We start from the raw sequence: 14391 nt of genomic DNA on the forward strand, positions 1-14391 counted from the left end.
CGGCACCGAAGATGTCACTACGCCGCCAGCGCCAGTAATGCTGAGGCAATGAAGGCCAGGATCAGGCCGGCGATCTTCAGCTCGCCCGGCACGACATTCGACACGACCAGTGAAATCACCGACGTCACCAAAGGTCCGCCCGCATTGGTCAATGGCGCCACCACGATCGCCTTGCCATAGCGGAAGGCATAGACCAGGCTCAAAGCGCCCACGGCGTTCAGGATCTGGATACCCGCCGCCAGCCATGGCCCATCCCAGCCCAGGTTGATCGGCTTGGAAAAGTCGGTCATCAGCCACGCCACCGGTACCAGCATCAAACCGCCGATCATCATGTAGAAGAAAATGCTTTCGGCGCTCATGCTGTTGTTGGCCAGTTTCATGAAATAGGCCTGGACACCCCAGCAGGCCATAACGATCAGGGCCAGAGGAAACCAGTTGCCACCCGAACTCAGGAAGGAAAAGCCGGATTCGAGCGAGAAATCGAACATCGGCAGAGCGATCATGGCCAAGGCCACACCCGCCACGCCCAGCCAGGTTGTCCGTTCGCGCAGGAAAACGAAAGACATCAGGATTGTGACCAGGGGCGACAGCGAAATCACCGGAAAGATGAGATAGGCCGGCCCGGTTGTCACCGTATAAAACAGTACCATCTGGCCGCCGGCGCCCAGCAGACCGATGGCCAGACCGTAGAAGATCGACTTCGCGTCACGGTCCAGCTTCCAGCCGGCGCGCGCCAGGACATAGACCGCCGGCAGGATCATGGTCAGGGCCCAGACGCAGTAGGTCAGGGTTTCGGGAAAGCCCCGCTGCGCCGAGATGCCGGTGAAGGCGCCCCACACCCCCCACAGAACGACAGTACCCAGCGAAAACAACAGCCAGCGTTTGTCCGCTTTCGGTGCTGCGGCAACTTCGGTCATGATCAGGCCTTCCCGGCCGGAACGGCCTCGATCAACAGGAATTTTTCAAAGCTGGCATTGATGCGGCTCGACGAGGCGGTGACCGTGCCCAGATCCTTGCCGTTAAAATAATCGGTGACGCTGTACGTGCCAGATTTGAGGCCGCGCAGCTCGATCTCACCGCTCCATTGCGGGGAGTAGAAGCCGTAATAGAGCTTGCCGTCCTTGGCGACAGCGTGGGCTTCGGGCTTGTCAAAGCCGATGTCGTACAATTCACCGAGATACTGCCCCTTGGGCAGCATGCGGGTATTGTAGATATCGGCCCATTTCCGCCACACCGCCTCGCGTTCAGGCGTCAGACGGAACTTGGAGTCCTTGCCGCGGCCTTCGTTGGGCCAGGTGAACTTGGTCGATATGACCGCGCCAATGCCGACCGTCGAGGCCCAGTCATTGCCGTTGTCGCTCAGTTCGACATGGTCGCCGGCATAGGCGGCGTCGCGGCCCATCAGCGCCTTCAGCGACTTGCCCTTATGGCGGACCTGCCACGAAGACAGCGGGTCCGACGCCGGGACCTGGTTGGTAAAGGGCAGATTGTGGAAGGCATAGGAGGTGCCGCACGGGCAGAATTCGACCACGGCCTGAGGGTTGGCTTCGCGCGCCGTGTCGTAAACCAGCTTCCAGAAGTCCTGCAGCTTTTCGACCGATTCTTCCGGGCGGGCGTGATTGTGCAGCGGATTGTAACAGGGTGCCACGCCGTTCATGTGCTGACCGTCGAGTTTCAGGCCTTCATAGCCCCATTCCGCAATGATCTTGTGGATCAGCTTTTTGGTATAGTCGCGCGTAGGTTCGTAGGCCGGACAGAGATAGAAGGCGTTCCACCAGGTGACGTCATGCACCGCGCCGTTTTCGTCCAGCAGCAGCATGTCGGTGTGGTCGTGCAGCAGATCGGCGCCCGGATCGACGGCCAGGGGCGCCAGCCACAGTTTCGGCTTCAACCCGGCGGCGCGAATGGTTTTCACAAAGGCGATCATGTCGGCTTCGCTGCGGAACTTGCGCGGGTCCAGGTTCCAGTCGCCTTCGTTGGTCTGCCAGCCATCGTCGAGCACAGCCCATTTGAAGCCCAGTTCCTTGACCTTGCTGTAGGTGCCTTCGATTTCCGGCACGTTGAAGATGCGATCGTAACCCCAGGCGCACCAGATGGCTTCGTAGGCGCCTTCGGGCGGTTTGGGCGCCGCCAGGCCGCGGTCGGCCATGATCCTGCGGTAGGTGTCGAGCGTGGCGTAATAGTCGCGGGTGTGCATGGTGACGAAGGTGTCGAGCGTGTCCAGGCTTTCCCCCGGCGCCAAGGTCATGGCGCGGGCCTGGTCGATGGCGATAGAAGCCCCGACAGGTGTGGCTAATAACGGCAGGGAGATCAGTTTCGGCGTGACCTCGATATGGCCGGTGGCAATGCCGGCATCCGGACGCCAGGCGTCGACGACCGGGGTGCCGCTGCCATAGTCCGAGGCGTTCATGCCCATGAAGTTGGGCTGATCGAAGCCGTCCTTGACCGGTTGCACCCAGTCGCGACGGTCGGGATGCGTGGCGCCCGACCACGACCAGAAGCCAGAGCCCGAGGATTTCAGCGTATGGGCATTGCCGCGCCAGCCGGCGACCTCGATCGCGGCCGTGCCGCCGTTGCGGTAGCGCGTGGTGACCAGGCCGAAACCGGGATAGTTGTTGTAGAAGGTGACGGTCAGAGTCTTTTCGATAGCGTCGGCGGAACGGCCGGTGATGACAAAGCGCGTTCCCTTGCCGTGGCGGTCCGTGACGGCGGTTTTGGTCTGGCCGGTCAGGGAGAAGGCGTCGACGACGGTGCCGTCTTTCAGGGTCAGGGTGTCGGACGGGGCGAAATCGGTCAGGGCCAGATTGTCGCTCTTGCGCACCAGGCGACTGTGCAAGCGGCTGTCATATTCGATGGTCAGGCTGCTGTCGCCCGCCGAGGCCAGGGCGAGGTCGGCGCTGAGCGCCTGGCCGGCGCGGGTCAGGCCCGAGGCGATGACGGTTCCGGCCAGCAGTCCCAGCAGATGGCGGCGATGAACGAGCGGTCGCGAAATCATGGCAGTCCCTTCCTGTTGGACGTCATGAATGCACAGTCCCGCCGGCAAGGCAAACAAAAAAACCAGCGAAGCGAAATTTAAACTTTCGTTTTGTTGCTATTCGGCAATATGCAGCGCAAAACCCAGACGGGTGGCGGCTTCGCGGACATGATCCGGCGCGTCATTATCGGTGATCAGCACATCGACTTCCGAGACATCGATGATCCGGTGCAGGCAGACCTTGCCGAACTTCGACGAGTCGGTGACAGCGATGACTTGGCGCGCACTTTCGCACATGCGGCGGTTCAACTGCGCTTCGGGTTCATGGTGGGTGGTGATGCCGCGTTCGACGTCGAAACCGTCAACGCCCAGGAACAGTTTGTCGAACACAAGTTCCTGCAAAGCCGCCATGGTTTGGGCACCGTAGAAGGCCATGTTCTTGCGGCGCAGTTCACCGCCCAACATGACGACCTTGATCTTGCGTTTCTGCGCCAGGGCGGACAGGACGTCGAAATCGTTGGTGACGACGGTGATGTCTTCATCATCGGGCAGGAAGCGCGCGATCTGCAGCGCCGTTGTACCGGAATCGAGAATCACCGAATCACCCGGCTTGATCATGGACGCTGCCAGTTGCCCGATTCGTTCCTTTTCCTCGATGTGGCTAACGCGCTTGGCTTCAATCGGCGGTTCCTGGCTGACATTGACCACGTCGGACGAAATAGCCCCACCATAGGCGCGCGTCGCGATGCCATGTTCTTCCAGGTAATGCAGGTCCTTGCGTATGGTCTGCATGGAGACGCTGAACTGTTCGGACAGGGCCACGACCTGGACACTGCCGCGCGATTTCAGCATCGCCGTGATCTGGCGGCGCCGCTCGCTGGTGTCGCGCATCACTTTTCCCGACCCTTCGGCCATGTCGTTCGTCCCCGCAGCCCCTTCGGGCGGTGTCTGGTGTTTCGCTTATCCATGAGTTCGCGGCTATTTTCAACTTTGTGGGCGAACAATCGCAAAACGAAAGATGGGTCAGGAGGCCTGCCGCTGCTGGCAATGGCGGATGAAGGTTTCGTGCGGTGGCAGTCGCGCGGCCGTGCTGGCGACCAGGTCGCGGATCTGCGCCGTATGGTGGGTCAGTTCGGCGTCGGTCATCATATCGGCGACCGGATGCCAGCTGCGCGGGCGTATCCCCTGCCCCGTCAGCACAGCGAACCAGCTGGCTTCGCGGAACAGCTCGTAGGGCGGTTCGACATACATACCGCCACGTTCGAAGATGGCCAGGCGCTGGGTCAGGCTGTCGGGGACGGACATATGTTTGCAATAGGCCCAGAAGGGCGTGTCCTCACGGTCGGTTACCTTGTAGTGGGCGATCAGGAAGTCGCGGACATTGGCGTATTCCCCGCACATCACCGTGTTGAAGTGATCCTCGACATCCGGGTCAAAGCCGTCCCTGGGGAAAAATGCCATCAGCTTGGCCAGAGCCGATTGAACCAGGTGGATCGAGGTCGATTCCAGCGGTTCCAGGAAGCCCGAGGCCAGGCCGAGCGCTACGACATTCTTCGACCACATCTTGCGGCGGTGGCCGGTGACGAAACTGAGCTTGCGCGGATCGGCCAGCGGTTTGCCGTCCAGCCACCCCATCAGCTTATCGGCGGCCTGGTCCTCGTCGATAAAACCGTCGCAAAAGACATAGCCGTTGCCGGTGCGGTGCTGCAACGGGATGCGCCACTGCCAGCCGGCCTCCAGCGCCGTCGAGCGCGTATAGGGCAGCGGGGTCTCGACACGTTCGCACGGCACGGCCCAGGCGCGGTTGCACGGCAGCCAGTGGCTCCAGTCCTCGTAGCCGGCCTTCAGCGTTTGCTCGATCAGCAGACCGCGGAAGCCCGAGCAATCTATGAAAAAATCGCCTTCGACCTGGCCGCCATCCTTCAGGTCCAGGGCAGTAACAAAGCCGGTTTCGGCATCCTGATGGACCTGGGTAACGGCCGCCTCATGGCGCACGACACCGCGTTTGAGGCTATATCGGCGCAGGAAGTCGGCATAGAGGGCGGCGTCGAAATGGTAGGCGTGGTTCAGCGACGGCCGCGACGGGTCATTGTTGGGCAGGACACCGAACTTTCCGGCGCGCGCCGCAGCGGTTTCGAGGTTGTAGATCTCCGGCGTCCAGGTGCCGTTCAGCAGCGACTGGCGCAGGAAATAATGGATAAAGCTGATCCCGCCCATATCGGCGCCATAGGTGCCGAAGGGGTGTATATAGCTGCGGCCCAGCCCGCCCCAATCGACGAATTCGATCCCCAGCTTGAAGGTGGCTTCGGTCTCGCGGACCATGTCAGTGGGGCTGACGCCCAGGATTTTGTTGAACAGGTTGATCATCGGGATGGTGGCTTCGCCGACCCCGACCGTGCCGATGTCCGGCGACTCGATGACCTCTATGGTGTGGTTACGGGTGCCGAGATTGCGCGCCAGGCACGCTGCGGCCATCCAACCGGCCGTCCCGCCGCCCAGGATGACGATTCTGCGAACTGTCGGCATAGGGCGGACTCCAAAAAGAAAAAAGAGCGGACCGTCTATCGCAGGGAGTCGAAAGACGATCCGCCAGTCAAGCTTCGAGGGAGGAAGCTTCACAGGAACTCAAAGGGTACTCTGACCTAAGGAAGAATACCCCTCCACCCCTTCGGGGTCCCCCTCCCCATGAAATGGGGAGGAGAAGGAAGGCGCACCCTTCACCTGACGGAGAGAAAAAGGGTCAGGCTGAGTCGAAAACGGTTGGTTTCGAGAACCGGAGCGGAGCGTACATAAGTACGTGAGCACCGGAAGCGCAGAAAACGACCGTTTGCAGACCGGCCTCACCTTTTTTCCTCAGTACTTGATACGCACACCAATCTGGAGTCGGCTGTCATACTCGAACCAGCCGGCCGGCATGAACTTCGCTTCAGTATTCGGCGCGGCGTCGGTGGGCCCCGCCACCTGCTGACGGATGCGAACCTCGGTCCCCAACAGGTTGCTGCCCTGGATGTTGAGCTCGATATGATCGGTCAGAGCATAGCGGAAGGACGCATCCAGGAAACCTTCGGCGTCGTTCCACACCGGGAAGCCGATGCAGCAGTCATTGACCGAAGAGACATATTCCGACCGCCAGTTATAGGCGATACGGGCGCCGATCTTACCCTTTTCGTACATGACGATCAGGTTGTAGGCGTCGTCCGAGAGGTTCTCCAGACGACCGGCATTGATCATGCCGCCCTGGGCCGAGCGCGCCGTGGTGCCGCCGCCATCGCTGTCGACGATCAGGTTGGCATTGGTCACGCCCGAGTTCTTCAGCTTGGTGTAGTTGGCCTGAACGCCCAGGCCGTCGAACGGCGCCGGCAGGAAATTAAAGTAGCGCTGATAGGCCACTTCGAAGCCCTTGATTGCCGCGCCTTCACCATTGACCGGGCCGGTGACGACGACGTCGCGGGTCACGCCGTTATTGGTGTAGGGCACAACGAAGGTGCCGTTCTGAATGTAGTCGTGGAACTGCTTGTAGAACAGGGTGAAGCTGAACGACCCCACGGAGTCGAAATAGTTCTCGACCGCGAAGTCGAACTGGTCGGCCTTGATCGGCTTGAGGCGCGGATTGCCCGTGGTACCGGTATAGCCGAAGGTGTAGCTGACCGGCTGGCCCGCGCTGTTCAGCACGATGTTCGGGTTGCCCACCGTAATATCGGCCTGGTCGATGAAGCTGCGTTGCAGGCTCATATAGTTGCGCAGCAGGCCGATATCGGGCTTGGAAATCGCCCGTGATGCCGCGAAACGCAGGAACCATTCGTCGGTCAAGCCCAGACGGACATTGAAGCTGGGCAAAACGTTCTTGTGCGTGGTTTCGACGTCCGAGGCCTGGCTGGTGCCGCTGGAGAAGGTCTGATCCTGGGTCGAACCCAGAGCGAGACAGGCGGGAGAGATGGCGTACTGGTTGGGGCCGAGCGCCGCGATCTGTTCCGCGGTCAGGGGCTGGCAGTTCAGCTGGCCGGCCGTGAAGGGCGTGGCGAAATTGACCGCTCCGGCACTTTCGACTGTGGTGTTGACGAAGCGGACGCCGACATTGCCGGTCACCGCGACATCGCCGATAAAGGCGTCGTTGCCACCGAACTTCAGCATGACATAGGCCGAATCCGTTTTTTCACGGACACGCAGTTGCTCGCCGACGGTGAAGCAGCTGTTGGCGACTTCGTTGGGACGTTCGCAGATCGGGTTCCAGCCCGACGACGCCACGCCGCCCTGGTCGGTCTGACCGCTGATGGCAAAGCGCTTGGCCAGTTCCGCCGGATTGGAGATCACGTCCTGGGTCATGAACGGGAACATGGTGTCGCTGATCAGACCGCCGCCAAACATGTCGGTGCCGAATTCGCGAACCTCGTAATAGCCCGGCTCATAGCCCTGGAAGCGGACATCGCCTGCGGCGTGGACGATGTTTCCGTCGCCATCCAGCTCATTTGCCGCATAGTAGGTCGCCGGCGAGTCGAGGAACCACGAATCGGCCGGGTTGACACCCCAGTCGGACGAGATACTCGCCCAGTTGTAGGCCGACCAGAAGTGCTTCTGTTCGCGGTCGGCGAAGCGGACGCCCATGCGCAGAGCATCCAGCCAGGTGCCGTCGAACTGATAAGCCATATCGGCGCGAATGGCCTTCAGCTCGCCTTCGCTGTCGGTGATGTGGTCCATGGCCGATTCCGGCGAGTAGTTGCGCGGATCGGAGACCGGATCGCTGCCGATGACATTGTAGCCGGACGGCGACAGCAGGCTGAGCTTCGGGTACTTGCCGGTCAGGTCCAGACCCAGGTCGGCATAGGTCGTGTATTCGAAGGTGATGTCGTAGTGGTTGGTCGTCGCCTTGACATACTGGGCGTCGAAGTTGAAGCGCAGCTTCTCACTGGCATCCCAGACGAAGTTGAAGGCCAGATCGTCGATCTTGCGCTCTTCGTCGGAAAAGCGCGTTGCCGTGTTGACGATCGGGGCGCCGCGGCACGGTTGGTTGGCGTGCGAAATATCCGACTTGATACAGGTCTGAATAACCGGCAGGTCGACACCGAACTGGTCGTAGGTCCCGTATTGATCGGTCGAGCCGGGCACGTAGGAGGTGCCGGTGCTCCAGTCGATAGAGCCATAGCCCCAGTCGCCCTTGGAGCGGGTAATGACGCCGTTCTGGAACAGTCCGTCGGGGCCGAAGGTATAGGGCGTGCCGCCGCCGGCTTCGTTGAAACCCAGGCCCGGTGCGTCGGGCGGCGCGATCTGGAACGGGTCGTTCCACACGGTTGAATGGGTGGTGCTGGCCGGATCAACCCAGAACCAGTAGCTGATCAGTTGCTCTTCGTTCCACACATTGTGGTAGGTCGAATTGTTGTATTGCAGCGAGGCACGCATGGTGCGGTCGTTGTTCTGCCATTGCGCTGCCAGGGAGACGCCTTCGCGGGTGCGCGAATAGTCGGTGTTGTTGAAGGCGACGCCCGACGGAATGTAGTTGGTCTGGCTGGTATAGGTACCCGGCGCGAACACCACCATACGCGGGATGGTCACGGCGTGGCTGGTCGTGTCGGTCTGCGAATAGGCGGCGTTGAGCAGCAGGCCGAACTCACCGATATCGCTCGCCCAGCGGTCGGAATAGAGCGCCGAGACGCTGGGGGTGACGGTCTGGCTGAAATTGCCGCTATTGGCTTCGACCGTGGCACCGAAGACGCGGCCCTTCTGGTCGAACGGCAGGCGGGTGCGCAGATTGATCGATCCGGCGATGCCGCCTTCGATCATCTCGGCGGTCTGGTTCTTGTAGGTGTCGACGCCTGCCATCATTTCCGGCGCCACGTCCGACCAGGACAGGCCATAGCCCGAGGTGGCCGAAAAGGTGTCGCGACCGTTGAATTCGGAACGGACCTGGGGCAGGCCGCGGATGATGACACCGGACGGCTCGGCCGAATAGTGCATCACGTCTTCCTTGGCGGCGGAACGGATGACGGTGACGCCGGGCACGCGCTGCAGCGCCTCGGCAACCGACTTGTCCGGGAAGGCGCCGATATCGGTGGCGGTGATCGAGTCGACAAAGGTGTCGGCGCTCTTCTTGATGTCCTGGGCGGTTTTCAGCGCCTTGCGCGTACCGACGACCACAACCGCATCGGTGTCAGGCTCTGCCGCGGCCGGCGCGTCCTGTGCGAGGGCCATCGGCGCGGCCAGCCCCGACACCGCCACCAACAGCGCCGCGACCGAAACGCTGGCTGTCCTTGTTATCCTCATCTCCGGTACCCCTTTTCGTTAAAGACTATAGCCCCAGCCCACTTTTTCGTCCATTTTGAAAACAAACGAAGCGAACATTGTATTTCGATTTATATCATACAATTCGCTTGTCTACGGATAAGTTGCGTTTTATCGCACATCGAAACATAGCGCAACAAAAATAACACAGTTGCGTGGACAGGGGACATGCGACGCGCGATATCCATCAAGCATTCAATTTGATTGTTTTAATTAGATTTTTGTGATCTCCCAGCCCTGAGGCACCGCCGAAATCCCATCATATGTGAAAATCGCACACCATTTCGTGACGTAACCGCAAAGGCGTTTCGCCCCTCTCCTCCGCATTATAGACCGCAAAGCAACGAAAACGAAATTTCTCGTGTAAACTCTGTTGATTGCCGGGCAAAAATGTGATGAAATTATATGATAATATTCCAGGAGGACACCCGATGAAGCGCTTTACCCTCGCCGCCGCAGCCATCGCCCTGCTTCTGGCGCCTGGCGCCTGGGCCCAGGATCGTCTGGAACCCGCCGGAAAATGGACCGCGCATCAGGTCGGCAACGCGGCGACGCCGCCCATGGGCTGGAACTCGTGGAACGCCTTCCGCACCGAGGTCGACGAGGCCAAGGTGATGGGCGCGGCGCAGAAGCTGGTCGACACCGGCCTGGCGAAACTGGGCTACCGCTATGTCAATATCGACGACGGCTGGTGGCTGAAGCGGCGCAAGAGCGATGGCCGGATGGTCATCCGCACCCAGATCTTCCCGTCGGCCCAGCCGAAGAACAAGAAGGCAGACACTACGTTCCGGCCCTTCACCGACAAGCTGCACAGCATGGGGCTGAAGGCCGGCATCTATAGCGACGCCGGCTACAATGCCTGTTCCCAGGCCTATGACCTGCACTCGCCCAACCTGCCCGAAGGCGACACCGCCGAACGCAGTGTCGGCCTGTACGGCCATGTCGACCAGGACATTGCGTTGTATTTCAAGGAATGGGGTTTCGACTACATCAAGGTCGATGCCTGCGGACTGAACGTCTATGGCCCGGACCGCGAGATCGTCGCCAAGTACCAGTACCAGCCCTTCTCGCCCCTGATCGACTCACTGTCGATCGGCCGCACCAAGGTCGATGAGGTCAAGGCCATCTATGCCGACATCGGCGCGGCCATTGCCAGACACAATCCCGACGGCGACTACGTCTTCTCGATCTGCAACTGGGGCACGTCCGATGTCCGGTCATGGGGCAACGACGTCGGCAACCTGTGGCGGACCAGTGGCGACATCACCCCGACATGGTCACGCATGCTGCATACGTTTGACTCGGCCGCGACGCGGGCGCTCTATGCCCGGCCCGGCGCCTGGAACGACCCGGACATGCTGTTCGTCGGCCATGGCGACTTCGACGCCAACCATTTGACCGAGGCCAAGTCGCACTTTTCGCTGTGGGCGATGATCAATGCGCCGTTGCTGATCGGCTATGACCTACGCGATGCGCCGCAGTCGCTGATCGACATCTGGGGCAATGCCGGGCTGGTGCGGGTCAATCAGGATTCCGGTGGCAATCAGGCGGTTCTGGTCCACGACACGGACGACGTCCAGATCTTCGTCAAGACGCTGAGTGACAGCAACACCAAGGCGGTGGCGGTGTTCAACCGCGGTATCGCGGATGCTGATATCGTCGTGACGGCCGAACATCTCAAACTTGCCGGCGGCCAGGAGATCAAACTGACCAATCTGTGGACGGGCGAGATGACGACCTTCCGCGACGAGTCGTCGTTCAAGGTCAAGGCGCGCGAGACTCTGGTCTTCGAAGCGGCGGGCCCGCGCGCCCTGGCGAACGGCCTGTATCTGTCGGAGATTCCCGGCCGTCTTCATGTCGCCGAGGATGGCATCGTGACGCCAAAGCCCGATCCGACGGTGCACCAGATGATCAGTCCGTGGGGCGCCAGCACGCGCGGCGGCGGCGAGCGGGTGTCCTATGCCGGCTGGGGTGGCGCCCAGGCCGACGGCACGCCCTTTGGCCAGATGTTGCAGGTCGCCGGCCAGAAGTTCGGTTCGGGGATCGGGGTGTTGAGCAATTCGCGCATGGAGGTCAAGGCGGGCAAGGCATTTACGCGGTTCGAGGCTTGGGTGGGCGTGGACGATTCCGGCCGCACGGACGGTCAGCGTGTGACGTTCATCGTCTATGGCGACGGCAGAAAGCTGGGCGAGACGGGTGAGCTGGTTTACGGCACGGCGGCTGTTCCGCTGTCGTTCGACATCACCGGCGTCGAGGTCGTGGAACTGGTGGCCAAATCCGCCACAGAAGAACAGGTGGTGACCTGGGGTGATGCCAGGCTGACGAAGTAAGTGTCGATGAAATGTGCCCGTTCTGCCGTGTCGGTGCGGCGGAATGACCTGTACGTTTTGGTCCACAGATAAGCCAGATAAGTCAGATGGACAGCGCGGAGGGTCACCAGTCGCGCTAACTTTTGCTATTCATTTACTGACGAACGAAGCTCGTCGAATAATGTCAAAAAAGTCAGCAAAATCTGGCGCGTAACCGCCGTTCATCTGACTTATCTGGCTTATCTGTGGACAACACTTTACCGGCCTTTCGGCCGCTCTACGGCAGCCGGCTACGCCAACCCCAACACCCTTAGCGCATTGCCGTAAAAGATCTTATCGATCGCTGATTTCGGCAGGGCCAGGCCCTTGACCTCGGCATCCAGGTCCCACACCGCCTGGACATCCGCCGTCGCCAGGTAGCGCCAGTGGGCCAGCCAGACATCGTGGATTTCCTTGCGCATACCGGCCGCATCGGCATCCGGATTTAACGTCAGATCCGACCCGTACAAAATCCGATCCTGGTACTTCAGAAAGAAGTTCCGCACTTTGTCATGATCGCGCAGTGACTGATGCTGTAGCTGCGCCATCCGCGCCGCCGTCTCGACCGTTGCATTGGGGAAGCGATCCAGGAAGCTCGACAGGGCATCGACACTCCATTCCAGGCTGGCCATATGGGCGCCCATAAAGTTCAGCTTGGGGTGCCGGTCCAGGAAGTCATCACGTACCGCCATCAGGTGCTCATAGGACGGCCCTTCCGGATGGGCGTACATGTAATAATCGGGATGGGCGCTGAAATAGGCCCGGTCGTTCTTGGTCGTCATTTCCTCCAGCGGCAGCCAGCAATTGCGCGGCTCGCCCTGGTGGTTGATGAAGGTCAGGCCCAAGGCCTCGATACGCGCAATCACCGGATCGAAGCGAACATCGTCCAGCATGACCAGATTACCGGAAGCATCGCGTTCGATCAGGCCGACATTCTTCCAGACCTTGACGCCACGGGCGCCGGCCTTCGCCGCAGCCTCGATATGGGCGATCGTTTTGTCGGCCCATCCGGCCTCGCCGAAACCCTGCATCGAAAACGCCGTTGCGAACTGGAAGCGTTTCGGATCGGCCTTATGCAGGACGCCCGAGACCTGCGCCTGGGCCTCCAGAGACGGAAAGTCGGGATAGTCGACATTGATGGTCAAAAGTTCGAAATTGTCGGCCACTGCCTGTTCGCCGAACACCATCGGGTCGGCGTTGATATGGACGTGGGCGTCGAACTTGCGGACCCGTTTGAAGTCGTCGGCGGTGTAGGTGGCCACGTCAGCCCGGGCGCCCGCCCCGACAACCAATCCGGCGGCGGTCATACCGGTGAGAAGATGGCGGCGATCCAGCATGGCGAACCCCTTAAAGAACATTATGTTTCGTTTTGCTGTTATTTGTTTGCACTCTTCGCGACAATTGACAAGTCAAATCTGCGTGGCCATACGTCCGGATGCTTGGATTTCGCGGCGAACGGGCGTACACCCCGCCGCTCATGCGACAGATATTTGAACAGATCCAACACCGCGCGGCGCGCCTCTATGACGACATTCTGGCCGGGCGCCTGGCCGGCTGGCGGACCTATGTCTTCGCCTATATCGTCAGCGCCACGGTTCTGATCCTGGCCTTCGTGACGCGCGACAGCCTGGACCCCGTCACCGGGGCGCGGCTGATCTTCGCCCTGTCGATCCCAGCGATCCTGATCAGTGCGGCGGCCGGCGGCTGGGGGCCCGGCCTGTTCGCCACCGGCCAGACGGCGGCGGCGGCCTTCCTCTTCATGCCGCCCAAGGCCAGCCTGATGACGCAGATCCTGCTGCTACTTCTGCATGCCGCGGTAGGTCTGCTGATCATCTGGGGCGGCGAGCAGCTTCGGCAAAGCCGCCGGCGCGGATCGACCGCCGAGGACGAACTGACCGCGCGCGACGGCCAGATCCGCGCCATTCTGAAGACCTGCCCGGACGCAACGATCATCATCGACCCGGTCGGCCGCATCGTCGCCTTCAATCGCGCCGCCGAAACCCTGTTCGGACAGAAGGAGTCCCAATTGGTCGGCAAGGCGGCCAGCCTGCTGCTCCCGGCCCAAGCCGACCCCAATCGCGACACGCACACAACCACAGCCCGCCGCAACGATGGTTCTGTCTTTCCGGCCCGCCTAGCCACGGGTGAGTTCCGCGCCGACGGCAGGGTCTATGTCATCGCCTTTATCCGTGACCTGAGCGATGCGCCAAAACTTCAGGACGACATTGCACCCGGCACGTGAGTCGCGGGCTTGCAAAGCAGGGTATCCCCGCTTCCAAACTGGAGAGTCGCCGCCTGCTGACGTGAGTATGACAGGCACTTTGACAAGACGTCAGGGCGGGCTTAACCCATATCCGGGATTAGCGTGTGGGGAGGCGCTACGTTGCATGAAGGTGCGCGGTTTTTCTTTTTTGGCCTTCATGGTCGTGGCGCTGGGTGCGGCCGTCTATAGATTTTGGCTGCACGGATACAGATCGCAACACCGTGTCCCTTATACAAGCGACCAGAACCTGGTCAACTACGTCAGCGAAAGCCGGACGAATGTGCCCGTCCCGATCACCGAAGGCGAGAGTACTATATTGTTGATCCTTCACCTCGCCTTGGCGGCGTCAGTCCTGTTCCTGTTCCTCACAGGTTTCCTGTATCGCAGGCGTCCCTAGTGTCCCCGGTCAAATTGCGAAGGTGACGAGAAGCTGCAAACCCTTACAAGGCTTGGCGCACCCGACAGGATTCGAACCTGTGACCTTTGCCTTCGGAGGGCAACGCTCTATCCAGCTGAGCTACGGATGCATATGC

General features: G+C 60.8%; 9 protein-coding genes and 1 tRNA gene. 3 read left to right on the plus strand and 7 right to left on the minus strand.

The window, feature by feature from the left end:
* Positions 1–17 precede the first annotated feature (17 nt).
* The 5 genes from ABI_RS00980 to ABI_RS01000 all read right to left on the minus strand — a co-directional run bounded on the left by ABI_RS00980 (position 18) and on the right by ABI_RS01000 (position 9229).
* Positions 18–917 (minus strand): EamA family transporter, encoded by a 900-nt coding sequence (locus ABI_RS00980; RefSeq protein WP_006270926.1) that lies wholly within the window; start codon positions 915–917, stop codon positions 18–20.
* 2 nt (positions 918–919) lie between these two features.
* Complete coding sequence (locus ABI_RS00985) at positions 920–2995, minus strand: glycoside hydrolase family 36 protein (protein ID WP_040308465.1); 2076 nt, start codon at positions 2993–2995, stop codon at positions 920–922.
* A gap of 96 nt (positions 2996–3091) precedes the next feature.
* A complete protein-coding gene (agaR, locus tag ABI_RS00990; RefSeq protein ID WP_006270928.1) occupies positions 3092–3889 on the minus strand; it encodes a transcriptional repressor AgaR in 798 nt (265 codons plus the stop codon).
* A gap of 108 nt (positions 3890–3997) precedes the next feature.
* On the minus strand, positions 3998–5500 hold the full coding sequence (locus tag ABI_RS00995; protein WP_040308466.1) for a tryptophan halogenase family protein: 1503 nt from the start codon (positions 5498–5500) through the stop codon (positions 3998–4000).
* Between the two features lie 327 nt (positions 5501–5827).
* The gene (locus tag ABI_RS01000; RefSeq protein WP_006270931.1) at positions 5828–9229 is read right to left on the minus strand and encodes a TonB-dependent receptor; all 3402 of its coding nucleotides are present in this window, start codon (positions 9227–9229) and stop codon (positions 5828–5830) included.
* A 449-nt stretch (positions 9230–9678) separates the two neighbouring features.
* Here ABI_RS01000 and ABI_RS01005 point away from each other — a divergent pair, with 449 nt between their 5' ends.
* Positions 9679–11577, plus strand: a complete 1899-nt coding sequence (locus tag ABI_RS01005; RefSeq protein ID WP_006270932.1) for an NPCBM/NEW2 domain-containing protein — start codon at positions 9679–9681, stop codon at positions 11575–11577.
* A gap of 269 nt (positions 11578–11846) precedes the next feature.
* Here the strand turns inward: ABI_RS01005 and ABI_RS01010 are convergent, their stop codons facing one another.
* On the minus strand, positions 11847–12932 hold the full coding sequence (locus tag ABI_RS01010) for an amidohydrolase family protein (protein WP_157138664.1): 1086 nt from the start codon (positions 12930–12932) through the stop codon (positions 11847–11849).
* A gap of 140 nt (positions 12933–13072) precedes the next feature.
* On the opposite strand from ABI_RS01010, the gene ABI_RS01015 reads away from it, so the two are divergent.
* Both ABI_RS01015 and ABI_RS01020 read left to right on the plus strand, forming a co-directional pair.
* Positions 13073–13837, plus strand: coding sequence for a PAS domain S-box protein (locus ABI_RS01015; protein ID WP_006270934.1), 765 nt, complete (start codon positions 13073–13075; stop codon positions 13835–13837).
* Between the two features lie 145 nt (positions 13838–13982).
* Entirely contained in the window at positions 13983–14255 is a 273-nt protein-coding gene (locus ABI_RS01020; RefSeq protein WP_006270935.1) for a hypothetical protein, read from the plus strand.
* 53 nt (positions 14256–14308) lie between these two features.
* Here ABI_RS01020 and ABI_RS01025 read toward each other — a convergent pair.
* Positions 14309–14385: transfer RNA gene (locus ABI_RS01025), tRNA-Arg, on the minus strand.
* Positions 14386–14391: the final 6 nt, after the last annotated feature.

The organism is Asticcacaulis biprosthecium C19, assembly GCF_000204015.1.
GTDB lineage: Bacteria > Pseudomonadota > Alphaproteobacteria > Caulobacterales > Caulobacteraceae > Asticcacaulis > Asticcacaulis biprosthecius.

Bases quoted from the DNA above. Each gene is read 5' to 3' on its own strand.
- ABI_RS00980 (WP_006270926.1), bottom strand. From the start codon at position 917: ATGACCGAAGTTGCCGCAGCACCGAAAGCGGACAAACGCTGGCTGTTG.
- ABI_RS00985 (WP_040308465.1), bottom strand. From the start codon at position 2,995: ATGATTTCGCGACCGCTCGTTCATCGCCGCCATCTGCTGGGACTGCTG.
- agaR (WP_006270928.1), bottom strand. From the start codon at position 3,889: ATGGCCGAAGGGTCGGGAAAAGTGATGCGCGACACCAGCGAGCGGCGC.
- ABI_RS00995 (WP_040308466.1), bottom strand. From the start codon at position 5,500: ATGCCGACAGTTCGCAGAATCGTCATCCTGGGCGGCGGGACGGCCGGT.
- ABI_RS01000 (WP_006270931.1), bottom strand. From the start codon at position 9,229: ATGAGGATAACAAGGACAGCCAGCGTTTCGGTCGCGGCGCTGTTGGTG.
- ABI_RS01005 (WP_006270932.1), top strand. From the start codon at position 9,679: ATGAAGCGCTTTACCCTCGCCGCCGCAGCCATCGCCCTGCTTCTGGCG.
- ABI_RS01010 (WP_157138664.1), bottom strand. From the start codon at position 12,932: ATGCTGGATCGCCGCCATCTTCTCACCGGTATGACCGCCGCCGGATTG.
- ABI_RS01015 (WP_006270934.1), top strand. From the start codon at position 13,073: ATGCGACAGATATTTGAACAGATCCAACACCGCGCGGCGCGCCTCTAT.
- ABI_RS01020 (WP_006270935.1), top strand. From the start codon at position 13,983: ATGAAGGTGCGCGGTTTTTCTTTTTTGGCCTTCATGGTCGTGGCGCTG.